22 protein-coding genes are annotated in these 24,107 nt (G+C 41.2%); 15 read left to right on the top strand and 7 right to left on the bottom strand.

Annotation, left to right across the window (positions count from 1 at the left end; translation table 11 throughout):
* The first annotated feature begins 85 nt into the window (after positions 1–85).
* A complete protein-coding gene (locus tag K1F36_RS17310; protein WP_220114916.1) occupies positions 86–2,989 on the top strand; it encodes a TonB-dependent receptor in 2,904 nt (967 codons plus the stop codon).
* A gap of 93 nt (positions 2,990–3,082) precedes the next feature.
* The gene (locus tag K1F36_RS17305; RefSeq protein WP_220114915.1) at positions 3,083–4,105 is read left to right on the top strand and encodes a phytase; all 1,023 of its coding nucleotides are present in this window, start codon (positions 3,083–3,085) and stop codon (positions 4,103–4,105) included.
* On the opposite strand, the gene K1F36_RS17300 is transcribed toward K1F36_RS17305, so the two are convergent.
* Positions 4,094–5,206: a D-TA family PLP-dependent enzyme gene (locus tag K1F36_RS17300; protein WP_220114914.1), complete on the bottom strand. Its 1,113-nt coding sequence runs from the start codon at positions 5,204–5,206 to the stop codon at positions 4,094–4,096. The two genes, K1F36_RS17305 and K1F36_RS17300, sit on opposite strands and share 12 nt — an antisense overlap.
* A gap of 158 nt (positions 5,207–5,364) precedes the next feature.
* Here K1F36_RS17300 and K1F36_RS17295 point away from each other — a divergent pair, with 158 nt between their 5' ends.
* The gene (locus tag K1F36_RS17295) at positions 5,365–5,943 is read left to right on the top strand and encodes a DUF3332 domain-containing protein (RefSeq protein ID WP_220114913.1); all 579 of its coding nucleotides are present in this window, start codon (positions 5,365–5,367) and stop codon (positions 5,941–5,943) included.
* 67 nt (positions 5,944–6,010) lie between these two features.
* Here K1F36_RS17295 and ahcY read toward each other — a convergent pair whose 3' ends face one another.
* Entirely contained in the window at positions 6,011–7,327 is a 1,317-nt protein-coding gene (ahcY, locus tag K1F36_RS17290; protein WP_220114912.1) for an adenosylhomocysteinase, read from the bottom strand.
* A 74-nt stretch (positions 7,328–7,401) separates the two neighbouring features.
* Between ahcY and K1F36_RS17285 the strand changes: the two genes are divergently transcribed.
* The 7 genes from K1F36_RS17285 (at position 7,402) to K1F36_RS17255 (ending at position 13,461) form a co-directional block, all read left to right on the top strand.
* Complete coding sequence (locus tag K1F36_RS17285; protein WP_220114911.1) at positions 7,402–8,043, top strand: 4'-phosphopantetheinyl transferase family protein; 642 nt, start codon at positions 7,402–7,404, stop codon at positions 8,041–8,043.
* Between the two features lie 40 nt (positions 8,044–8,083).
* A complete protein-coding gene (locus tag K1F36_RS17280; RefSeq protein WP_220114910.1) occupies positions 8,084–8,344 on the top strand; it encodes a hypothetical protein in 261 nt (86 codons plus the stop codon).
* A complete protein-coding gene (pnuC, locus tag K1F36_RS17275) occupies positions 8,328–8,963 on the top strand; it encodes a nicotinamide riboside transporter PnuC (protein WP_220114909.1) in 636 nt (211 codons plus the stop codon). Before K1F36_RS17280 ends, pnuC begins: the two co-directional genes overlap by 17 nt.
* Positions 8,924–9,505: an AAA family ATPase gene (locus K1F36_RS17270; protein WP_220114908.1), complete on the top strand. Its 582-nt coding sequence runs from the start codon at positions 8,924–8,926 to the stop codon at positions 9,503–9,505. Before pnuC ends, K1F36_RS17270 begins: the two co-directional genes overlap by 40 nt.
* Positions 9,486–11,024 carry a DUF4301 family protein gene (locus K1F36_RS17265; protein WP_220114907.1) on the top strand — a complete coding sequence of 513 codons (1,539 nt, stop codon included), beginning with the start codon at positions 9,486–9,488 and terminating at the stop codon, positions 11,022–11,024. The genes K1F36_RS17270 and K1F36_RS17265 overlap by 20 nt, the downstream gene beginning before the upstream one ends.
* Positions 11,025–11,676: 652 nt before the next feature.
* Entirely contained in the window at positions 11,677–11,979 is a 303-nt protein-coding gene (locus tag K1F36_RS17260; protein ID WP_014032362.1) for a hypothetical protein, read from the top strand.
* A gap of 135 nt (positions 11,980–12,114) precedes the next feature.
* Complete coding sequence (locus tag K1F36_RS17255) at positions 12,115–13,461, top strand: sigma-54-dependent transcriptional regulator (RefSeq protein WP_220114906.1); 1,347 nt, start codon at positions 12,115–12,117, stop codon at positions 13,459–13,461.
* Here K1F36_RS17255 and K1F36_RS17250 read toward each other — a convergent pair.
* Positions 13,436–15,832 (bottom strand): hybrid sensor histidine kinase/response regulator, encoded by a 2,397-nt coding sequence (locus tag K1F36_RS17250; RefSeq protein WP_220114905.1) that lies wholly within the window; start codon positions 15,830–15,832, stop codon positions 13,436–13,438. The genes K1F36_RS17255 and K1F36_RS17250 overlap by 26 nt on opposite strands.
* Before the next feature lie 317 nt (positions 15,833–16,149).
* On the opposite strand from K1F36_RS17250, the gene K1F36_RS17245 reads away from it, so the two are divergent.
* Positions 16,150–18,399 carry a TonB-dependent receptor gene (locus K1F36_RS17245; protein WP_220114904.1) on the top strand — a complete coding sequence of 750 codons (2,250 nt, stop codon included), beginning with the start codon at positions 16,150–16,152 and terminating at the stop codon, positions 18,397–18,399.
* Positions 18,400–18,437: 38 nt separating this feature from the next.
* Positions 18,438–19,439 carry a Gfo/Idh/MocA family protein gene (locus K1F36_RS17240; RefSeq protein ID WP_220114903.1) on the top strand — a complete coding sequence of 334 codons (1,002 nt, stop codon included), beginning with the start codon at positions 18,438–18,440 and terminating at the stop codon, positions 19,437–19,439.
* A 4-nt stretch (positions 19,440–19,443) separates the two neighbouring features.
* Here K1F36_RS17240 and K1F36_RS17235 read toward each other — a convergent pair whose 3' ends face one another.
* Together K1F36_RS17235 and K1F36_RS17230 are read right to left on the bottom strand one after the other, a co-directional pair.
* Positions 19,444–20,430, bottom strand: coding sequence for an aldo/keto reductase (locus K1F36_RS17235; RefSeq protein WP_220114902.1), 987 nt, complete (start codon positions 20,428–20,430; stop codon positions 19,444–19,446).
* A gap of 9 nt (positions 20,431–20,439) precedes the next feature.
* Positions 20,440–20,874, bottom strand: coding sequence for a Rieske (2Fe-2S) protein (locus tag K1F36_RS17230; RefSeq protein ID WP_108245879.1), 435 nt, complete (start codon positions 20,872–20,874; stop codon positions 20,440–20,442).
* Between the two features lie 186 nt (positions 20,875–21,060).
* On the opposite strand from K1F36_RS17230, the gene greA reads away from it, so the two are divergent.
* Both greA and K1F36_RS17220 read left to right on the top strand, forming a co-directional pair.
* Entirely contained in the window at positions 21,061–21,537 is a 477-nt protein-coding gene (greA, locus tag K1F36_RS17225; RefSeq protein WP_207030691.1) for a transcription elongation factor GreA, read from the top strand.
* Between the two features lie 67 nt (positions 21,538–21,604).
* On the top strand, positions 21,605–21,994 hold the full coding sequence (locus K1F36_RS17220; RefSeq protein WP_220114901.1) for an HIT family protein: 390 nt from the start codon (positions 21,605–21,607) through the stop codon (positions 21,992–21,994).
* Here K1F36_RS17220 and K1F36_RS17215 read toward each other — a convergent pair.
* Positions 21,991–22,335 (bottom strand): hypothetical protein, encoded by a 345-nt coding sequence (locus K1F36_RS17215; RefSeq protein ID WP_220114900.1) that lies wholly within the window; start codon positions 22,333–22,335, stop codon positions 21,991–21,993. The two genes, K1F36_RS17220 and K1F36_RS17215, sit on opposite strands and share 4 nt — an antisense overlap.
* Before the next feature lie 9 nt (positions 22,336–22,344).
* A complete protein-coding gene (locus K1F36_RS17210; RefSeq protein WP_207030689.1) occupies positions 22,345–23,490 on the bottom strand; it encodes a sensor histidine kinase in 1,146 nt (381 codons plus the stop codon).
* A 122-nt stretch (positions 23,491–23,612) separates the two neighbouring features.
* Between K1F36_RS17210 and K1F36_RS17205 the strand changes: the two genes are divergently transcribed.
* Positions 23,613–23,990, top strand: a complete 378-nt coding sequence (locus tag K1F36_RS17205; protein WP_108245883.1) for a DUF3127 domain-containing protein — start codon at positions 23,613–23,615, stop codon at positions 23,988–23,990.
* The last annotated feature ends 117 nt before the right edge of the window (positions 23,991–24,107 follow it).

Below are 24,107 nucleotides of genomic sequence, written 5' to 3'. Positions count from 1 at the left end.
TTTTGTTTCCTTTTTGTTTCCCTTTAATTTAAATCATAAAGAGTTGATATACATAGTTTTGGAAAGCATTCTAACGTAAACCAAAATGAAATTGATGAACCTAAAAAAACTACTTTTTGTAACGCTGTTTCTTGTGCTCGGAACTGCAATGGGCCAAGCACAATCAGGAAATATTCAGGGTACGATTACCGATGAGAACGGTATCTATGTTCCCGGTGCCAATGTGTATATCGAATCCTTGGTAAAAGGAGCCATTTCCAATTTTGATGGAAAATTTACTTTGGTGGGCATCCCCGAAGGGAGCTATACCTTAAGGATAACCTATATGGGTTACTCCGATGTTGAGCAGGAAGTAAGTGTGAGTGCGGGACAAACCACGCCTGTGAGTATTACGCTTCAATCCTCAAATATGGAATTGGATGAAGTTCAGGTGAGTGCTTACGGACTTAGTGGACAATCCAAAGCATTGAATACGCAGAGAAATAATATGAACATCACCAACGTGGTCTCTACCGACCAGATTGGAAAATTCCCCGATGCTAACATTGGTGATGCTGTTAAGCGTATTCCGGGCATCACCATGCAGGTAGATCAGGGAGAGGCGCGTAACATTATCGTACGTGGTCTTTCTCCACAGTTAAACTCCGTTACCTTGAACGGAAGCAGGATTCCTTCTGCAGAATCCGATAACAGAAATGTTCAAATGGACCTTATTCCTTCGGATATGATCCAGACCATTGAAGTAAACAAGGCCGTAACTCCGGATATGGACGCCGATGCATTGGGTGGTTCGGTAAACTTGGTGACCAGAACGGCACCACAAGGTTTTAGGCTTTCTGCTACAGCTGGTTCTGGGGTAAATTTTATTACCGACAAGCGGATCTGGAACGGGTCCATTTTGGTGGGAGACCGTACCAATGATGGAAAGTTTGGTTACATGTTCTCCGCAACAATCAACGATAACGACTTTGGTTCCGATAATATTGAAGCCGAGTGGGACAACGAGTTTGAATACAATACGGGGGTCGAAGATGAAGAAGGCGAGCCTATTCTTGAAGAAATGGATGTAAATCCGTATACCAATGTTACCGAGCAACGCACCTATTTGGTGCAAAGAGTAAGAAGAAGTTTTTCTGCCAATTTTGATTATCAGATCAATGCTGCCAACAACATCTACCTAAAAACGATGTACAACTGGAGAGACGATCGTGAGAACCGATTTGCATTTGCCCAAGAGATATTGGACGGCGAGGATATAGAAGAAGGGGATTTTACCATAACCAATGGAGTTCCTACACGTTTCCCGATTGAGGCCGTGCGCGAATCCAAAGGTGGAATTGCAGGGGGAAGAAACAAAAACCGTAGATTGGAGGACCAGCGTATGCAGAATTACACTTTGGGCGGTGACCATCTTTTTGGAAATCTAAAGTTTGATTGGATGGGAGCTTATGCCAAAGCATCCGAAGAACGTTTGAACGAGCGTTACGCCGCCTATGCAGCGGAATATATCATCAACAACGATAACAGCTACCCAAAGTATCCCATAATGACGGCCGCAGATCCAAGTGACTTTAATAACTTGGATAACTTTGAGTTTGATGAGATTACCAATGAAAATCAGTATACGGAAGAAGAGGACATTAACTTCTTTGCAAACTTTGAGTTGCCGGCCGATATTTTTGGTCAGGGAGATGGATTTATCAAATTTGGAGCAAGAGGGCGTTTCAAGACCAAATTGAGAAACAACGATTTCTTCGAATATGATTTGGAGGATTTGTACCCAACGTTGGGCGCAGTTCCCGTAAAAAATTACACGGATCCAGATTACTTGGCAGGAGAGAAGTTCCAAGCCGGAAACTTTGCCAGCGAAGAATGGTTGGGAGCACTCGACTTGAACAGTACAAATGGCGAAGCTTTGCCGGACGAGTACCTTCCTGGGAATTTCGAGGTAAAGGAGAACGTTCTGGCGGCTTATTTAATGTTCAACCAAAAACTTTCCGACAAATTGAGCGTACTTGCAGGTGTTAGAGTGGAGAATACTAAACTTGACTCCGAAGGAAACAGAGTAGTTTATATTGAGGAAGACGAAGATGCAGGAATCGAAGAAAGTATAGAAGTTGAAGGCGTTTCGGACGAGAATTCTTATACCAACGTATTGCCGGGCATTCACTTTAAATATGACTTGGACAACAGCACTGTTTTACGATTTGCATGGACAAATACTTTGGCCCGCCCAAATTACGTGGACCTTATTCCAAGGTCGGAAATCGTAAACGAGGACGAGGAGGTTATCGTAGGTAATCCGGAATTGGATCCAACTACCTCAATGAACTTTGATTTGAACGCCGAGCACTACTTTGAAAGTGTTGGAATTGTATCAGGTGGATTGTTTTATAAAAGAATAAACGATTTTATCTACACTTACATTACCGAAGCAGAAGATGATTCATTCGGTTCTGGAACTACGGGTTATGATGTGTTCCAGCCATTGAACGGCGATTCCGCCTCTATTTTTGGAGCTGAGGTATCGTTCCAGAGACAGTTGGACTTCTTGCCCGGTTTTGCCAGGAACTTTAGCATCTATTTAAACTACACCTACTTGTCTTCAAGTGCGGACGGTATTCGCAACGAAGATGGTGACGAACGTACCGATTTGGATTTGCCAAACACCTCTCCAAATATGTTCAATGGCTCTTTGGGCTATGCCGATAAAAGGTTCAGTGCCAGGCTATCCGCTAACTTCTCGGATTCTTATATCGATGAAATAGGAGGCAATGCTTTTGAGGACAGGTATTATGATACCCAGTTTTTCTTGGATTTTAATGCCAGCTACGCCATCACCAACAATTTGAGAATCTATACCGATGTGAACAATATTACGAACCAGCCTCTGCGCTATTTCCAAAGCGTAAAGGAAAGAACTCAACAAGCAGAATTTTACAGCGTAAGATTCACCTTTGGTTTAAAGTACGATTTGTTTAGAAAATAATTTCAGGTAGTATATTTATATACGGTGTCACAACAAGTGCCTGCCAATAAGGGTAGGCGCTTGGGACTGGCATTTCCTATCTTAATTATCAATATGAGAAAAATATTTATACCAATTATAGCTGCTGTTGCATTAACCTCGTGCAATCAAGGAAGCAAACTGCCAGCTATTGCCCCAGATATAATCACAGAAAAAACGCCGAACGACACCGATGATCCCGCTATTTGGATCAATCCGGACGATGCGTCCAAAAGTATTGTGTTCGGAACCGATAAAGAGACCAACGGCGGTGTTTATGCCTTTGACCTTGATGGTAAGATCATTGAGGAGAAATCCATCAAAAACATCCAAAGACCCAACAATGTAGATTTGGAATATGGCTTTCAGCTGAACGATTCCGTTGCCGTTGATGTAATCGCTTTTACCGAACGGGAAAAACAACAGATCAGATTGTTCTCCGTGCCCGACATGAAACCGCTCGATGGTGGTGGTTTTCCCGTATTTGAAGATGAAACGGATGTGGAACAACGTTTGGCCATGGGAATTAGTCTGTACAAATCTCCAAAGGATTCATCCCTATATGCGATTGTCGGCAGAAAGATAGGACCAAGTGGTTCGTATTTGTATCAATATAAACTGGGATCGGACAGCACAGGTGTATCGTCTACTTTGGTTCGTAAATTCGGAAGTTTTACAGGAGGAAAGGAAATCGAGGCCATAGCTGTGGACAACGAAATGGGCTACGTATACTATTCCGATGAAGGTGAATGCGTAAAAAAATATTATGCTGAACCAAGTATGGGCAATGAAGAATTGGCCTGTTTCGGTGGTGAACTGTTCTTGGAGGATATAGAAGGTATTGCCATTGCCAGATATGCCAACGGACAAGGGTACATCATAGTTTCCGATCAACAGCGCGGACAGTTCAATATATTCTCCCGAAAGGACAATAGTTTTGTAAAAGCCGTAAACCTATCTACCTTGGAAACCGATGGTTGCGATGTGGTCACTGTGTCATTGAACGATACGTTCCCAAATGGTCTTTTCGCTGCCATGAACGATGAAAAAAACTTTTATTTCTACGACCTGAAAAAGGCGCTGGACTTAAAACCTTAGTTTTCGTTTTCGGGCGGTAATTTCCCAGGTATCCACTTTTTTGCCGTTCTCTATAACCGAAACTTCATCATGAAGATTGATACTGGGGCAAATATGATACGGAATGCCGTACAGGACATCACCAACTTTGTATTTGTCCCAATCCTTTACTTTGATCACCCCGTGTTCCTCACTTTGTGAAAGCAGTTCGTAGTCATCAATGTTGAGGAACTTAACGCGCTTGTCAATAGGATTTTCGGCCGCCACCGATTTATGCCCCAAATCTACGGTTATAATCCCTTCGGTGGGTTTGGAAATGATTCGTGTAACCAATAGTGCGGCATGTTTGAAATTTTGTTCCGTCAATTTTTCACCATATCCCCAATCCCAAAGCACACAGGTACCAGGGCTGGTGATTCTGTTTTCTTGGAGCAAATGAGATGTGAATGATGGTGTTCCTCCACATATCAATTGAGCTTGGGGGTAATCTATCCTTAGTGCATCAAAATAAACCACTACATCCATCACCCCTTGTTCTATCTTTTGGTTGCGCACCTCAAAATCTGAATCCCTTAGGTGGCCATCGTACGCGTGCAGCCCTTTAAAGTTGAGCGATTTGCATATTTTCAAATAGTTGATGAGCTCGTCCAGTCTTGGACCAATTTGGATTCCGGACCGGTCCATTCCATTGTTGATATCAATATAAATGTTGGCAATAAGTTCTGTTTCCTCGGCTTTTTGGTTCAAAAGTTCCGCACTGTCCACGTTGTCCACTAAAGTTGAAAACGCTGTATTTGGGTAGTGTTCCATCAAACGTAGAAAACGATTCAACTTTGGTCCCACCAACTGATGCGCAATAAGAACAGCAGTGGCCCCTGCCTCTGCAGCAATCTCTGCTTCAGAAATAGTGGAAGCCTTGAATTTTGAGATTCCCGACTCCAGTAAAAGCTTCATGACCCGCGGCATTTTGTTGGTCTTGATGTGCGGCATCAACCTATCCGTTTGCCCATGTACCATCGAGACCATCTCCTCAATGTTGAACTTGAGATGTTCCAGGTATAGAGCGATGGATGGAGAATCAACCGTTTCAATATTTTTAATGTCGTACCAATGGTCATTCATAACATTCCTCTTTTGAACCAATAAAGGTAAGAATCAAGATTTGATGCCTAGTAATTTTTTTGCCGGCGGACCAATTAAATGTGTCGAAATGAGATTCTAGAAAACCTAAAATCAAAATCTTTTGTACCTTCAATAGCATTAACTATAAATCTTATATCATGAAAAAAGTTATTATTTCTTCACTATTGGCCTGCTCTATTTTGTTTACCAGCTGCTTAGGTTCTTTTAGCGCCTTCAATAATTTGAAAGATTGGAACCAAGGATTAACGGATAGTAGGTTTTTGGACAACCTCATTTTTTGGGGATTGAACATTGTGCCGGTATATCCACTTTTTTTCTTGGGAGATACCCTTATCTTCAACGTGATCGAATTTTGGTCCGGATCTAACCCGATAGCCATGAAAGATGGAGAGTCGGAAACCCAAATGGTGGAGCACGATGGCAACACTTTTGAAATGATCGCCACCAAGAACAGAATTCAGGTAACCGTGGTGGAAGGCCCAAAAAAAGGAAAGAAAATCGATTTGGTGTACAAACCGGATGAAAAATCTTGGAATGCCGTTCGTCCTAACGGTGAGATCATTAAACTTTCTTCTTTTGAAGAAGGATTCTACATTGTTTACATGCCCAATGGTGAAGAAATAAAAATCGCCCCAAATAGCACAAGGGAAGAAGGTCTGGCCTTGTTGAAAGAAAGCAAGACCTGCTACTATGGAGAGACCCTATTGGCAGATTAATAAAATTTTTCTCAATAAAAAACCCATGGTGCTTGCCATGGGTTTTTGCTTTTTAATCCTTTGGTGTTTAGTATCGGTAGTATTCTGGTTTAAAAGGACCTTCTACGGTTACACCAATATATTCAGCTTGTTCTTCGTTAAGCTCTGTTAACTCGGCACCCAAACGAGACAAGTGCAGTTTGGCCACTTTTTCGTCTAAATGCTTCGGAAGCATGTACACTTCATTTGCATATTTGTCATTGTGGTTCCAAAGCTCAATTTGCGCCAAGGTCTGGTTGGTAAACGAGTTGCTCATTACAAAACTTGGATGTCCAGTGGCACAACCAAGGTTTACCAGTCTACCTTCTGCCAAAATGATGACATCTTTCCCGTCAATCGTATATTTGTCCACTTGAGGTTTTATTTCATTCTTGGTATTTCCATATGTACCGTTCAACCAAGCCATATCTATTTCATTGTCAAAATGTCCAATGTTGCAGACAATGGCCTTGTCTTTTAAAGCACGGAAATGCTCCTCTCGAATAATATCTTTGTTGCCTGTTGTGGTTATCACGATATCGGCATTGGATACAACGGTTTCCAGTTTTTTCACTTCAAAACCGTCCATACAGGCTTGTAGGGCACAAATCGGGTCGATTTCGGTAACGGTCACAATAGATCCTGCACCACGGAAAGATGCAGCCGTACCTTTTCCAACATCGCCATAACCTGCAACCACTACGCGTTTACCGGCCAACATGGTGTCAGTGGCCCTACGGATGGCATCCACGGCACTTTCGCGACATCCATATTTATTATCAAACTTGGATTTGGTCACAGAATCGTTCACGTTAATGGCGGGCATCGGAAGTGTTCCTTTTTTCATTCTTTCGTACAAGCGGTGAACCCCTGTGGTGGTTTCTTCTGACAATCCTTTAACACCTCCTGCCAGTTCTGGATATTGGTCCAACACCATATTGGTAAGGTCGCCACCATCGTCCAAAATCATGTTCAAAGGCTTTCTGTCCTCGCCAAAAAACAAGGTTTGCTCAATGCACCAGTCAAATTCCTTTTCGTTCATACCTTTCCAGGCATACACAGGAATTCCAGCAGCGGCGATTGCAGCGGCAGCGTGATCCTGAGTAGAGAAAATGTTGCAAGAACTCCAGGTAACGTCAGCACCAAGTGCAACCAATGTTTCAATCAAAACAGCAGTCTGGATGGTCATGTGCAAACACCCTGCTATTCTAGCACCTTTTAAAGGTTGTTGTTTCCCATACTCTTCACGTAGGGCCATAAGACCTGGCATTTCTGCTTCGGCAAGCTCAATTTCTTTCCTTCCCCAATCGGCAAGAGAGATATCTTTCACTTTATAAGGAACATACGGAATTGTTTTTGTGCTCATACTTTATATAAATTTACTTTTGTAGCTTCGCTTTTGTAGTGCGACAAAGATACAAATTCACTTAACTTTAGTTCATGCCTCTTTACAAAACAATAACAGTTTCTCCGACCACTAAGGTCTATATCTGGAAAGTGACCGAGCCAGAAGGTGAACTTTCTAAGGATGTGGAGCTTACAGAGCATTGCCAAAGCAGGATGGACGGCATGAAATCGATGGCGCACCGACGGGCTTTTTTGAGCATTCGCCACCTCATGGCCGATGCAGGTTATGTGGATCATGACCTGTATTATGATGATTTTGGAAAGCCCCATCTAAAAGATGGCAAGTTTATATCAATTACCCATTCGCACAACTTTACGGGCATCATCATCAGCGAGACGGATGAAGTGGGTATAGATATTGAGATGCAACGTGATAAAATATTGAAGATAGCTCACAAATTCACACCTATCCAAGAGTATAAAACGTTGGCCAATTCCGAAGCACTCATACGAAAATTGACCATAGTTTGGGGGGCAAAGGAATCGCTCTATAAAATTTATGCACAACAGGGACTCAGTTTTTTACGTCATATCAATGTCATCGATTTTTCTTTTGAGGATACTCGAACCGTTGCCGAAATACTGTACAATGGCAAAAGGACCCATTACGAAATCGAGTTTTTGGAGTTTGAAGGGTTTACGTGCGTTTATGCCCTTAAAATGATGGGAGGATAACAATTCCTTTTTGTAGTTTTACCCTGAAATTATTTGCTCCATGAGAATATCCGTTGAACTTACGCTATCTCCGCTCCAGGATGATTTTGAGACCCCCGTCATTGCTTTTATCAAAAAGTTGCGCGACTCTGGGCTTACTGTTTTGGAGAATCCACTGAGTACACAGGTTATTGGGGGTTATAATGAAGTAATGGAATTGCTCAATTCAGAAATAAAGGAAAGTTTTGAGAATTTGGACCACGTGGTGCTGACCATGAAAATGGTAAAATCCGACCGAAGCGAGTATGAACCCCATTTTTGATTTTTTTATTGGTCCCTATGAAGACCGTGAGTTCTCCCTCATTATTCTGGAAGCGACCGCTTTTTTCTTTGGAATTGCTAGTGTAGTCTATGCTAAAAAGGAAGATATTTTGGTGTATCCTACGGGTCTCGTCGCTACGGTGATTACTACCTATATCTTTTTGGTGGATAATCTTTTAGGAGATATGATGATGAATTTCTACTATTCCATTATGAGCATTTATGGATGGTGGAACTGGGCAAGACGAAGGGATGATAGAAAGCCAGTGGTGCATATTACAAGGACCAATAAGAAGGAGAAATGGGTCGGTGTTGGCTTTTTTCTCCTCACCATGTTGGTCACGTATGGAGTTTACAAAGCTTTTGGAGCGGATATAGGGCCTACAAACTACGTGGATATTTTTACATCAGGCATTTTTTTCACGGCAATGTGGTATATGGCCAACAAAAAGCTGGAAAACTGGACCCTTTGGATATTGGGTGATTTAATTACCGTACCTTTGTACGCCTATAGGGGATGGGGTATGTTCTCTTTACAGTACCTCATTTTTACTGTTCTAGCTGTACAGGGATATCTAGCATGGAAGAAAAACTTGGCCAAGAGCCCACAAACCTCATAAAAGTGGTCCTTTTTGGACCTGAATCCACAGGGAAGACCACCTTGTCCAAACAACTGTCGGAATACTACAAAACCGAATGGGTGCCCGAATATGCCCGTGAATACCTACAAGACAAATGGGACAGAGAACAAAAAACCTGCGAACCACACGATTTGCTGCCTATTGCTTACGGACAAATGCGCCTAGAGAATCAATTGGCGAGAAAAGCAAATAAAGTACTTATATGTGATACCGACCTTTTGGAGACAAAGGTGTATTCCGAAGCGTATTACAACAGTACCTGTGACCCACTTTTGGAAGAATACGCCCTAAAAAACAGTTACGACCTCTACTTCCTGACCTATATCGACACGCCTTGGGTAGCTGATGATCTTAGGGACAAACCGGATGAGAGAGAACGAATGTTTATGCATTTTAAGGAAGCTTTGGAGAATAATAACAGGAAATTCATTAATTTAAGGGGAGATAAAGCGTCAAGGCTTTCCACAGCAGTAGAACATATAGATAAACTTCTCCAAAAACATGATAGAATTAAGTCCTAAAGACTTGGAACAACTGGACTCCAAAGGAATTTCCAAAGAAAAAGTCAATAATCAAATACAAACATTTAAAGAAGGCATCCCATTTGTGCAACTATCGCAAGCAGCGGTAGTGGGCAATGGAATACTTCGGTTCTCGGAAAAGGAGCAGTTGGATCTGCTTCAATATTTTGAGGATAATAGAAAGGAACTTGAACTATTAAAGTTTGTTCCAGCCTCCGGAGCGGCATCCCGTATGTTCAAGGCCATGTTCAATTTTTTGGACAGCTATGAACCATCAAAAGAAGAGCTATCCGAATACATAGAACGCACAGGAGACCAGGATGCTAAAAAATTTACCGAGAATCTTTCCGACTTTCCCTTTTATGATTTGATCATGTCCAGAATCAAGGGCAAAGCCTCCAACAAAGATGAGGAAGCCTATCTTTTTGTAAAGGAAATGTTGATGGAGAGCGGTCTTAACTATGGCTTTTATCCTAAAGGCCTTTTGCCTTTCCATAAATATGGTACGGAAACGGCAACCCCCTTCGAAGAGCATTTGAAGGAAGCCGCCCTCTATGCCAAGACGAAAGGTACCGCCAGTCTTCATTTTACCGTATCGGAACAGCATGATGAGATGTTTGCGAAAGAGGAAGCGACCGTGGGGCCAAAAATCTCCAAAAAAACAGATACTTCTTTCAATATTACCTATTCCAACCAAAAACCATCCACGGATACCGTTGCAGTGGATGTGGACAATAAGCCCTTCAAAAATAGTGATGGTTCCATCTTATTCCGTCCGGGAGGACATGGTGCCCTCATTGAGAACCTGAACGACCAGGATGCAGATATTATCTTCATCAAGAATATAGATAATGTGGTCATCGATAAAAACTTGGAGACCGTATCAAACAGTAAAAAAATGTTGGCGGGTGTCCTTAAAAAAGTGCAGGACAAAGCGTTCGCCTATGCCAGGCTTTTGGACAAAGATGAAGTTTCCATTGAAAAAGCCGACGAGATCAAAGCGTTTTTGGAGAAAGACCTTAATGTACGTATGCCTAAGAATTATGATGATTTTGGAGTAGAGGAGCAAAAAACGATGTTGAAGGACAGAATCAACCGTCCCATACGTATATGTGGCATGGTGAAAAATGAAGGTGAGCCCGGTGGCGGTCCGTTTTGGATAAAAGATGCACAAGGCAACATATCCCTTCAGATAATAGAGTCCGCCCAAATAGATATGGAGGATAAAGCCCAAGCGGCAATACTACAAAACTCTACACACTTTAACCCGGTGGATCTCGTATGTGGAGTGCGGAACTATAAAGGACAAAAGTTTGACCTTTTGGACTTTGTGGACACCAAACAAGGTTTTATTACCGGTAAAACCAAAGAGGGAAAGGAACTGAAGGCACTGGAACTTCCGGGATTATGGAACGGGGCTATGGCTTTCTGGAACACCATTTTTGTTGAGGTACCATTGGTGACCTTTAATCCGGTTAAAACGGTTAATGATTTTTTAAAACCCACCCACCAGGCATAACTATTTAAAAAACAATTGACTAAGCCCGTTGCTGAAAAAGTAGCGGGTTTTTTTGTGTTCAAATGTGACTTGGTTTTAAAAAATGTGTCTAAAAAAACATAACCGGAATCATTTCCGGTGACATGATTAAATTTTTTGATAATCCTTGCGGGGTTGTCTTAACTAGGTTGGTTGATTTGGTAAGATAGCCGTGCTTTATGTACGGCTTTCTTTTCAATAATGTTCAAAAAAGATAGACAACGGCATATATGTTTTACAAAATAATATTGTTTTTAAACGTGGTATCGTTGGGCTTGGCTCTCTATATATTGATATCCTACCTAAGGAACAGAAACAAGCATAAACATATCAAAAACCAGGATGATGCTATATAAACACTAGCCATGTATTATCCATTTCTGCCAATCTGTACCATGGTCTTTTTTCCTTGTGACCATTTATTGGCAAATACGAAAGGCTGCCCAGGCAGCCTTTCTTGTATAATTTTTACACACTTTGTTTACGGTATTACACAGTTTTACACAACTATTAAAATTGGCATCAAAATATAAAATACTAAAAATCAATAAATTAACTTGAATTTTAAAAATTTTCTGGTGTTGGCACTAAGTTTTCAGTTAGATAAGCAAGTTTAACAATAAAATTAAATACCATGAAAAATTTAGCTTTAGCAACAGTACTATCATTTGTAGGAATCACAGCATTTGCAAATGTTGAAACTCCAGAACTAGAAAATAACAGTGCAATCGAGATTGTAGTAGGAGATTTTGAAGAAATCAGCGTGTCTGACCTTCCTTCTGCTGTATCTAGCGCAGTAGAGTCCAACTACCCTACCGCTAAAATCGATAAAGCATACAAAAACGATAAGGACCAATATAAATTGGAACTTACCCTTGAAGACGGTACATCAGGAACTGTATATGCCGATGCTGAGGGGAACTGGATTGACATGTAATTAGATATATCACCCCACAATAGTTAGTTTGGTTGATGAAGGGCTGCAGTAATATGCAGCCCTTTTTTTGTGATAATTTTATAAGAAAGCAATCATCTTTAAAAAGATATGGGACGTATATTAGGTAACTGAATTATGCCCAAAATCCTAATCATTGAAGACGATACTGCCTTCTGTCAAATGCTTCAAAAGTTTTTGACCAAGAACGGCTTTGATGTATCCATAGGTTTCTCCATAAAAGAAGCAGAGGAACATCTCGCATCATCTACTTTCGATTTAATATTGTCCGATGTAAGATTGCCCAAAGGAAACGGGGTTACTTTGCTCGCACAGGTCAAACGCGATTCTCCAAAAACACAGGTCATTCTAATGACAGGCTATGCAGAGGTGAAAACCGCGGTAAACGCCATCAAAGAAGGTGCTTTCGACTATATTTCCAAACCTTTTACACCAGAGGCAATACTTGGAGTAATAAAGGAAGCATTGAAAACAGAGGTCACTGAGACACAAATAGCTGTCAAATCCTCTAAAAAGGAACCAATAGAGGAAAAGAAGCCCGTTGGCTTTTTAAAAGGACAGGGAGAAAAATCCAAAAAACTTCAACAATATGTAGAGTTGGTCGCCCCCACAAATATGTCTGTTTTGCTTACCGGGGAAAGCGGTACAGGAAAAGAGGTGACAGCAAACTCTATTCACTTGGCAAGTAAGAGGAGCAATAAACCTTTTGTGGCCGTGGATTGTGGGGCCATACCAAAAGAAATAGCCACAAGTGAGTTTTTTGGTCATGTTAAAGGTAGTTTTACAGGAGCTATAGATGATAAAAAAGGTCATTTTGAAGCTGCCAATGGAGGTACGCTCTTTTTGGACGAGGTAGGGAATCTTTCATACGAACACCAAGTACAATTGCTCAGGGCCATTCAAGAACGTAAGATAAAACGTGTGGGGAGCACCCAAGAAATCCAAGTGGATATTCGAATCATAGCCGCCACAAACGAAAACCTTCTTGAAGCAGTCGAAGAAGGCGATTTTAGGGAAGATTTGTACCACCGACTCAATGAATTTTCCATAGAAGTACCATCGTTAAGGGACAGGCGGGAAGATATTCTCCTGTTTGCCGATTATTTTTTGGCCAAGGCCAATACGGAATTGGACAAAAATGTGCTTGAATTTTCCGAGGAAACCAAAAATATTCTACAGAAGTACGATTGGCCCGGGAATTTAAGAGAAATGAAAAATGTGATCAAAAGGGCAGTTCTTTTCTCCCCAACGGAAACCATGTTCCCCAATGCATTGGCAGACGAGGTGGTCGATGGTGCCAATAAAGAGCATGAAGTCAATTTCTCTAAATCCGATTTTGAAAAAGAAAGGATTTTGAGTGCATTAAAGCAAACCAACTTTAACAAGAGCAAGGCAGCAAAACTCTTGCAGGTTACCCGAAAGACACTTTACAACAAAATCAATCAATATCAATTGGATGTTTAGCCAGATATGCTTGGATTTCAACATCAAGATTGTTCAGGACTGTTTGAAGTTCTGTTAAAATTTCAAATACCTTTTCTCCTGTTGCATCACCGGAAAGATGTTCCAAAACCTCCAATAATTGGATGGCATCATGTACCTCCAATTGCCTGAACATGGGCAACATTTTGTGGGATATGGCCTTAATATCGGTATAATCCTGATTGCCGATAGCGGAAAACATAAGCTCCATATTTTTGAGGGAATTATCCAAAAAGACCTGCAAAACTTCTTTGACCGACTCAAAACTATCCAGGAATGCGGAAATATTTCGAATAGTAAACAAGGAAGAAGCTGTGTCCTTGATTTCACTTTTGGAACTCATATTATTGACGAACGACAAAGCTTTTAATAGGTCTGTTGCAGAGAAAGGTTTTTGCAGAACATCGGCAAAACCTGCTTCCAAATATTCGGATTTATTTCCAATCTGTTGACCGGTCATGGCTATTACAGGCTTTGAATAACATGTATTATTGACTTTTTCCAACACGGAATAACCATCGATAGAAGGCATTTGAATATCCGTGATAACCGCATCGAACTGATGGATTTCGGAAATGTGAAAATCATCAAAATTTGTAAAAGTTGCGGTTTTTACCTGGTTGAGTTTGCAGACTTCTGATATAAGGCTCAACATATTTTCGTCATCATCGATTACCAAAATGGATAATTCATCAGGCTTTACAATTGGAGTTTCGGAATTGTCCTCTTTGATTTCGATATTGGAAAACTCAACTGGAATCTCAACTGTAAAAGTACTCCCCTTGTTTACTTCGCTGTTCAAGCTTAAAGTACCATCCAATAATTCGGTAAGTTTTTTGGAAATGGTCAGGCCAAGGCCATACCCAATTTGTTTTTTTTCTGTGGATTCCCCTGCTTGGATAAACTCTTGGAAAATGGCTTCTTGTTTTTCGGCAGGTATTCCAATTCCTGTATCCTCAACCTCGATTTTCGCCCATTTAGATTTATTTTTTTCAACTACCGTGGCGGAGACCTTTACATACCCTTCATCGGTAAATTTAAAGGCGTTGCCAATCAGGTTGGATAATATTTGTCGTATTCTAAATGGATCGTTTATAATGGGTGTTTTTAAATCTTCGGCGATTTCCAACTGCAAGGACACTCCTTTTTTGGATTGCATCTCCTTAAAATCTGTTGCCGTGTCCTCTATTAACTGTGACAGCAAAAAAGGAACTTTGTCCAATTTAATTTTTCCGGCCTCTAATTTTGAAAAGTCCAAAAGGTCGTTCACCAGTTTTTCTACATAATCGGAAGAAGATTGAATCTTTTTTAAGTAATTCGATTGTTCAGAATTTAATCCGCTTTGCCCTATCAAATCGGAATAACCACTAATAGTATTTAAAGGGGTACGCAGGTCGTGGCTTACGGTTGATATGAGCTGCTCCCTACTTTTTAAAAGCGATTCCGAATATTTTTTAGCCCTTTCGAGACGTTCCCGATATTCTTGGACTTTCCAATAATCTTTGGAAATCATAAAAGTGAATACAATTACGATAATCAACCCTAAGATCACCGCTCCACCGGCCAAACGTGTGCTTTTTTTCAGTGCTTCTTCCTGCTGAAGAGCATCTAGATATGTGTTCTGGGCCATTTCTCGTTCGAAATCAGATAAAATCCCCCTCATTTTTTGAGAAAGTTCAAGGTCTGTGCGATAAATTTCGAGCTCCTTTTGAAGCACAGTCCTCTCGGCGGTGGCAGTTTCTGTAATGGCTTTGTTTATGATGGATTTGGAAACCTCTAAAATGGAATCGATATTGTTGGCGTCCGCACCCCCATCTGAGTTCGGGATATTCTTATTAAGAATGGCCACAGATTTTCGTATGGACTCTTTTGCTTCTGGGGACAATTTGTCAAAATTAGGAGCAAAGGTTTCCGGAGTAATTCTTCCCATTCCCACTTCCATATCATGAAAAGCCTTTAAAACTGAATCCAATGAAGTATTGTTTTCGTTCCGTACCTTAAGTTTTCGCAATTCAGCATTGTTGAACACCTTTTGGCTCAGTAATTCTTGAACACTGTCCAATTCAGAACTTAGGGAACTGTAATCTGATCTTACCAACGGTTTTAAAGAATCGATGAAGGCCGTAATAGAATCCACTTTTTGCGCATAGGATTTTAGATCCTCTGGTTTTTTGGTCTGGAGGGCCAATTTGGATAAGTTTTCGGCATCGTAGAGTTGTGTGAGTAATCTATTGATCTTCAAGAGCTTTTCATTACTGACGTCCTGGTTTTTGGATGAGGCATAGCTTTTGAATTCATTATAGATGAAAAATGCAGCGAGGGATGCAAGAATACCCAGCGTAACATAGCTCATTACAATTTTTAGGGTAAACCTTTTTTTTGATTTTGGGTGCATACTCTTATATACGCTTGCACTTGGGGTGCATGGTTGTTAGTAAAAGTTAAATTTTTAAGATGTTTTTTATGAAAATCAATACGGGCATCTTACATTTGCGGCATCTCAAAGGGGTGCTTTTAACAAAAGGCTGAGATTATACCCAATGAACCTGGGCGGGTAATGCTGCCAAGGGAATGCGCTGGCCGCATCTTGGAATTTCTATGTTTCTTTAGAAACAAAAATCAATTTTTAACAAAGAATAATGACCCCTTTTATTCGTAACATTTTTACGAATGAAACTCTATTCAATTATTCAAAAAAGAGCCTTTGCTGACTCGTTGCGACCGTCGAAAAAAACTAAAGGACATCGCACCAAAATGCTATTTGCAAGTACGGCCCTGTTTGGCCTGGCACTTTCCGTAAGTGCGCAAGAAGAACCTATTGACAGCCTTGAGGGAACAAAAGTTGTTCTGGATGAAGTTCTAGTACAATCCATAAGGATTACCAAGGATTTCCCCATTACATTTTCCGATTTGGACAAGGTGGAACTGGCCCCCCGAAACCTCGGTCAGGACATCCCCATTCTCATGAACTTTATGCCGGCCGTGGTGACCACATCGGATGCCGGGGCGGGTATCGGTTACACTAGTATGAGGGTTCGTGGTAGCGATGCTACAAGAATCAACGTTACAATTAACGGTATTCCGTACAACGATGCGGAATCACATGGGAGTTTTTGGGTGAATATGCCCGATTTTGCTTCTTCAACACAAAGTTTGCAGTTGCAGAGAGGGGTCGGAACATCTACCAATGGTTCCGGTGCCTTTGGGGCAAGTTTGAATGTGCTTACCGATGCCTTTTCAGAGGAGGCCTATGCCAAAATCTCATCTTCGGTGGGAAGTTTCAGTACCCTGCGCAGCAACGTTAAGTTTAGCACGGGATTGATGAACGACCATTTTGAATTTTCTGGACGTTTATCACGGGTAACTTCAGATGGTTACGTGGACCGGGCATCTTCCGAATTGGATGGTTATTTTCTACAAGGAACCTATAAAGATGACAATACCTTGGTAAAAGCGTTGCTTTTTGGAGGACACGAAATTACCTATCAGGCATGGAATGGAATAACCGCAGATCAGCTGGAAGATAACCGTACCTACAACTCGGCCGGGGAATATACCGATGATAACGGAAATACTCAATACTATGAAAATGAGGTCGACAATTATAAGCAAGACCATTTTCAATTGCACTGGTACGAGACCTGGAACTCCGCATGGAACACGCATTTGGCCGTTCACTATACAAGAGGCCGGGGCTTTTTTGAGCAATATAGGGAAGAAGACGATTTTGTTACCTATGGTCTGGAACCTTTCACAGTAAATGGAGAATTGGTTGAAACTACCGATTTGATTCGCCGACGTTGGTTGGACAATGATTTTTACGGAACCGTGTTTTCTGCTACCTACAACAGCGAAAACCTTGAACTTATTATGGGCGGAGGTTATAATGAATACAAAGGAGATCACTTTGGCGAAATCATATGGGCAGAATATGCACGCAATAGTGAAATTCGTGATAGGTATTATGACGATAATTCCACCAAAACGGATTTAAACTTCTACACAAAGGCCAATTATCAGCTTACGGACCAGTGGTCCTTGTTCGGAGATGTGCAATATCGTGGTGTTGGTTATCAGGCCAATGGCGAAGATACAGGCCTAGTGGACGATACGTTCAATTTTTTCAATCCAAAGGCAGGTGTCACTTTCGATTTGAACCGGAACAATAACTTCTATTTTTCGTATGCGCGAGCCAACAGGGAACCCAACCGCAACGATTACGAAAACGGAAGCCCAAAACCTGAAAAACTCAACGATTTTGAGCTGGGCTGGAGATACGTTTCTCCAAGTTTTCAGTTGAACACCAACGTATACTACATGCGCTATAAAGATCAGTTGGTTTTAACGGGAGGTTTGAGCGATGTAGGGGCCCCGTTAAGGTCCAACGTTGGTGACAGTTATCGTTTAGGATTGGAAATCGATGCCAATGTTAACCTGTCCAGTACATTTAAATGGAGACCGAACATTGCTTTGAGCGATAACAGGAACCTTGATTATTTCTTTGAGCGGGATGGAGAGCTTCAAGATTTGGGAAATACAAATATTGCCTTCTCCCCAAAATTGATTGCGGGCAACATTATCACCTACCAACCCAACAACAACTTTCAAGTTTCGTTGCTTTCAAAATTTGTGGGCAAACAATACATGGGCAATATTGATTCTGAAACCTCTGTTTTGGATAGCTATACCCAAACGGATTTCAATATTCAGTACACCATCAACATGAACTCTTTTATAAAGAGTATTGAACTTTCCGGTTTGGTGAACAATATTTTTGATGCCGATATTGTCTCCAACGGATATTTCTACACGTTTGATGATGACTATTCCAATCCTGGAACCATTACCACAATTGAAGGTGCCGGTTACTACCCACAAGCAGGAATCAATTTTCTTGTAGGAGCGACCATCAACTTTTAAGATGTAAAAAAGAACGGGATTCTGTAAATTTATCCATAATGACAGAATCCCGTTTTAATTTTTCAGAAGAAAAGCCTCTACGCTGGGGCGTTATTGGTTGTGGTGCCGTAACCGAAATAAAAAGCGTGCCAGCCTATAAGATTACATCCGGTTTTGAGGTTGCAATGGTAATGCGGCGCAATCCGGAAAAGGCAGAGGATTATGCGAAAAGACACCGGATTCCTCATTGGACGACCGATGCTGATGAGGTAATCGACAATCCAAATATTGATGCAGTTTATATTGCTACACCTCCCGATACCCATAAATTTTACGCTTTAAAAGTAGCTGCAGCCGGGAAACCTTGTTGTATCGAAAAACCCATGGCCCCTACTTATAATGACAGTTTGGCCATTTATGAAGCGTTTCGGAATAGGGATGTTCCTCTTTTTATAGCCTATTATCGCCGTTCACTGCCCAGATTTCTAAAAATAAAACAATGGTTGGATGATGGTCTGATCGGTGAAGTCCGCCATATCCATTGGCAAAAGACCAAACCGCCCAGTGATGTGGATTTAAGCAAGGCATATAATTGGCGTACAGATGCCGCTATCGCCAGAGGAGGGTATTTTGATGATTTGGCCAGCCATGGCCTGGATCTGTTCAACTTTCTGTTGGGTGATATTGTGGAAGCGAATGGTACAACGACCAATCAACTAGGGCTATATGCTGCTTTTGATGCAGTAGCGGCCCATTGGATGCATGATGGAGGGATAACAGGTACGGGCAGTTGGAACTTTGGCACCCATGACCGAACGGACAAGGTTGAAATATTAGGTTCCGAAGGCAGTATTCGCTTTGCCGTTCTGGATGAGGCTCCCATTCAACTGAACAATGCATCAGGAAGTCAAACATTAGAAATTGTACACCCCCAACACATTCAAGAATTTCATGTGGAGAATATTAAACGCCACCTTCTTGGCAAGTCAGTACATCCATCAACGGGAAAAACGGGACTACACACCAGTTGGGTAATGGAGAAAATTCTGGGAACACTTTAAGGTGCTACCAAAGTTGATGCACGTGTTTTTTGATGTACTTTTCGTAGATGTCGTTGACGGCAACTTTCTCTTTTTTAGTTAACGGAGGTAGTTCAGCAGCATTGATATTGCTGTTCAGGTGTTCAACCTTGGATGCTCCGGGAATAATGCAACTGACCTCAGGAAAATCCAATATCCAACGAAGTGCAATGGGAGCCAGGTTTTCTCTATCAGGAAATATCGTTTTAAGTTCATTTACGGCTTCCAGCCCAACATTAAAAGGAACGCCGCTAAAGGTTTCGCCCTTATCAAAAGCTGCACCATCTCTGTTAAAGTTCCTGTGGTCTTCTTCATCAAAAGTGGAGTCCTGAGAAAACTTTCCTGTAAGCAACCCGCTGGCCAAAGGCACGCGGACAATTATACCGATGTCTTTTTTCCTTGCCTGTTCAAAGAACAGTTCCAACGGGCGTTGCCTGAACATATTGAATATGATTTGGACCGTTTTGACGTTGGGATATTCAATGGCCTTTAAGCCCTCCTCTATTTTTTCTATACTAACACCAAGGTTTTTTATTTTGCCCTCATCCTTTAATCGGTCGAACAATTCAAAAATTTCGGGACGGTAGTACACTTCCGTCGGAGGGCAGTGCAATTGAATCAGATCCAAGCATTCCATCCCTGTGTTTTTTAAGCTGTCCTCCACATATTTTCTAAGCACCTCCGGGGTATAGCCTTCATTAACGTGCGGATTGATTTGTCTTCCACATTTTGTGGCCACAAAAACTTCTTCGGACCTTGATCTTACTACTCGGCCAACGGCAGCCTCACTTGCCCCGGCTTCATAGACATCAGCGGTGTCTATAAAGTTTACACCGTCATCTATTGCTTCATTAATAATTTGTTCAGCTAAAGCATCATTGAATCCAGAGCCCCATTTTCCACCTACCTGCCAAGTACCCAAGGAGATTTCAGAGACTTCTATTCCTGTTTTTCCTAGTTTTCTATACTTCATTCTTCAGGATTAATTAGATATGATGACCACGTTTCCACTTTGGGTAGCCCTATAGAATAAGAGGTCATGGTATCGGTTTCCATCATCGGGCCGGTCCAATAGTTGTCCTGTAAACAAACTATAGGTATAACCTTCGCAGCTACATACAGCGTTCTGCCCGTCGATTGTCATAGTGGAACATTCATTGGGGACATGGTTGGGACAACTGGCTTCCCAGGCCATAAAACTGGACCCTGTATTGATAACGAAGGCGCCTCGGGTTCCCACTCCATTGTTGCCCACGTAAACAGGATTTCCAATGTTTTGTAAATTATTGTATAAGGGCAGGTTAAGGTTCAACTCAAAACGGAATCGTACCTCCTGTAAATAAGGATTTCTATTGGAGGTATCGGAGCTACAGGATAATACCAGTGCCAATAATACTATGGCCCAGAGGTGCTTCATGTTCGATAGTTTCAGTATGTTACGGCAACAAAGTTGAACAAAAATTCTCTATATTTGCGTTAAATCCTCGCAAAAACCATGCAGGTCATGGGCATCGTTGAGGATTTTTTGTATTTGTAGAGGAAGAGTACATTGGGGAAATTTTTTGATTTTCTTCAATGGCTCTTTGCATTAAAAATTAACGATATGAGCAAAGTATCATACTATACACCCGAAGGATTAAAGAAATTGAGGGACGAGTTGAATCAACTTAAGGATGTGGAACGTCCAAAAGCGTCACAGGCCATTGCTGAAGCAAGAGACAAGGGAGATCTTTCAGAAAATGCGGAATATGATGCGGCCAAAGAGGCTCAAGGGCTTTTGGAAATGAAGATTTCCAAAATGGAAGAAACCTTGGCCAATGCCCGTTTAATCGATGAATCACAACTGGACACCTCCAAGATATTAGTACTTTCTACCGTGAAGCTTAAAAACCTGGCCAATGGGATGGAAATGAAGTATACCTTGGTGGCGGAGAGCGAAGCCAATCTTAAAACAGGTAAGATTTCCGTGACATCTCCGATCGGTAAAGGGTTATTGGGCAAAAAAGTAGGTGATGTTGCCGAGATCAAGGTTCCCAATGGAACACTCAAATTTGAGATTTTAGAGATCACTCGAGAGTAACAGCAACTAAATTGGTATATTTAATCCCGTCATAGCACGGGATTTTTTTATTTTAAACTGAATTAAAATGGCCAGTATTTTTACCAAGATCATCAACGGGGATATACCTTCTTACAAAATAGCAGAGGACGAATATCACTTTGCTTTTTTGGATATCAATCCTAATTCCAAAGGACACACGCTATGCGTCCCAAAAAAGGAAGTGGACAAGATTTTGGATCTTGATGAGGAATCTTATATGAAACTCATGGCCTTCTCAAGAAAAGTTGGTCTTGCCATACAAAAAGCAGTGCCCTGTAAAAGAGTGGGTATGACGGTTATTGGTCTTGAGGTGCCCCACGTGCATGTGCATTTGATTCCGTTGCAAAGTATGGCCAATGCTACGTTTCAAAATAAGGAGAGTCTTACCTCAGATGAGTTTGAAACGGTAGCGGAACAAATCAGGTCCAACCTTTAGCTCTCTATCATAAAATAGACGCCGGCCGCTACAAGGCAGAGCATTAGGACCAAAACCACAAAAAATAGCATGGTGAAGCGCACTGCGGGCCTGTCCGGCTTTACCAATTTGTTGTAGTAATCAAATACCCTTTCAATATCGGGTGTCCAATCCACGGGATATATGGTAGAGTTGCATTTTTTGCACTTGATCTCATTGGTCACCACACCGGTAGTTCTGTGGTATAGTGCATTAAACGAGTGTTTTTGGTAAAACGTAATCTTAAGTTCCTGATTAAAACATTTGGGGCAATTGTTGGTGATATCAGCTTCTTGTATTACGAGTTGCTTTTCTTTTGCCATAATTCAAATTTAGAGTGCTCGTAGGGTAATTTGCATGATAGTTCCTTCTTTACTAGACGAAAATACTTTAATTTTTCCTTTATGGTACTCTTCAACAATTCTTTTTACCAATGAAAGTCCTAAGCCCCAGCCCCTTTGCTTGGAAGTTACACCAGGATTGAAAATATTCTGAAAATCACTTTTGGGGATTCCATGGCCGGTATCCGATACCAAAATATTGATGTTCTGTCCTTTTTTCTCTATTTGGATGGCAATATTGCCCTTGCCCTTCATGGCATCGATGCCATTCTTTACCAGGTTTTCTATACTCCAGTTGTACAAAGGGGGGTTCATAAGTACATGGGCTTCGTCTATATTGGAGCTGAAGGAAAAATGTACCAGTTTGGAACTACGTTGCTTCAAGTAATCGAATGCCTTTTTGGTTTCATTTACAATATCATGGTCCTTCAATTCTGGAATAGAACCAATTTTGGAAAATCGTTCTGTAATGGTTTCCAACCTATCGATGTCCTTTGCTATTTCTTGGGTCACCTCAGGATTGATATCTTCAGATTTAAGGAGTTCGTTCCAACCCAAAAGAGATGTGAGCGGGGTTCCTATTTGATGTGCCGTTTCTTTGGCCATGCCAGCCCAGAGCTTGTTCTGTTCCGATGCTTTGTTGGTTCGGAAGAAAAAGAATATTACTGCCCCGAACAAAAAAATGATCAACAAAAGGGCAAGTGGATAATATTTTAGTTTGTTGAGTACCTCCGAATTGCCATAATACAGAGTTTCGAGCAGTTCGTCTTCCTGAATGATTTGAATGGGTTGGTTCTCATTTTTGAACTGCTCTATCTTTTGATGGATATATGCACTGTCGGCAATTTTGTCCTCGGGAATATTATGGGTTTTATAGGAGCCTTCCTCGTTAACCAAAATCATTGGAGTAGAGGTGTTGTTGCCCAGAACTTTGAGGGTAAGGTTACCCAGTTCCTGATCTACCGATGATTGAACAAGTTCCAACTGCGCTGTTGCCCAAATTTCCATTTTTAGGCGTTCCTCCTCCTTAAACTTTCGGAAAAAGCTATTGGTGTTCCATAGAATAAGACTCACAATGATGAATGCCGATACCAGCAGTATAATATTGGAGGTTTTCCGTTTGGTACTAAAATCCATTGGTGGTCAAATTCTTTTTAAAGATAGGTAATTGGAAAACATGTTGATAGTTAGTTTAAATAACGGATGTCATTAGGATTCATTTTATGTACTTTTGAATTTTCAACAAAAATTAACATTGCATGGAAGTTCAGGGAAGAATCAAAATGATAGATGAGACCAAAACCTATGGCAACAACGGTTTCAGAAAAAGAGAGGTGGTCGTGACCACTGAAGAACAATATCCGCAGCACATATTGGTAGAGTTTGTTCAGGACAAATGTGATTTGCTCAACAACTATTCCGTAGGGCAAATGGTGAAGATAAGCATCAACCTGAGAGGAAGGGAATGGGTAAACCCTCAAGGAGAGACCAAATATTTCAACTCCATACAAGGATGGCGAATAGAGAACCTTCAGTCTGAGCCTGCAGGTGACAATATGCCTCCGGTTCCACCTATGGAAGCCTTTGAGCCTGCTGATGACTATAATGATGAAGACCACGACGATCTTCCATTTTAATAGAAAGATTTACTATTTATAAAATTTGAAAATCCGGACGTTATGTTCGGATTTTTTAGTTTTTGGGCTGATTTGTATTTTTAGAAAAAATTGCCCTTGGAAAACACTCCCTTATAT

This window comes from Flagellimonas abyssi, assembly GCF_019457905.1.
In the GTDB taxonomy this organism is placed as follows: domain Bacteria; phylum Bacteroidota; class Bacteroidia; order Flavobacteriales; family Flavobacteriaceae; genus Flagellimonas; species Flagellimonas abyssi.
This window is presented reverse-complemented; position numbering and strand designations above follow the sequence as displayed.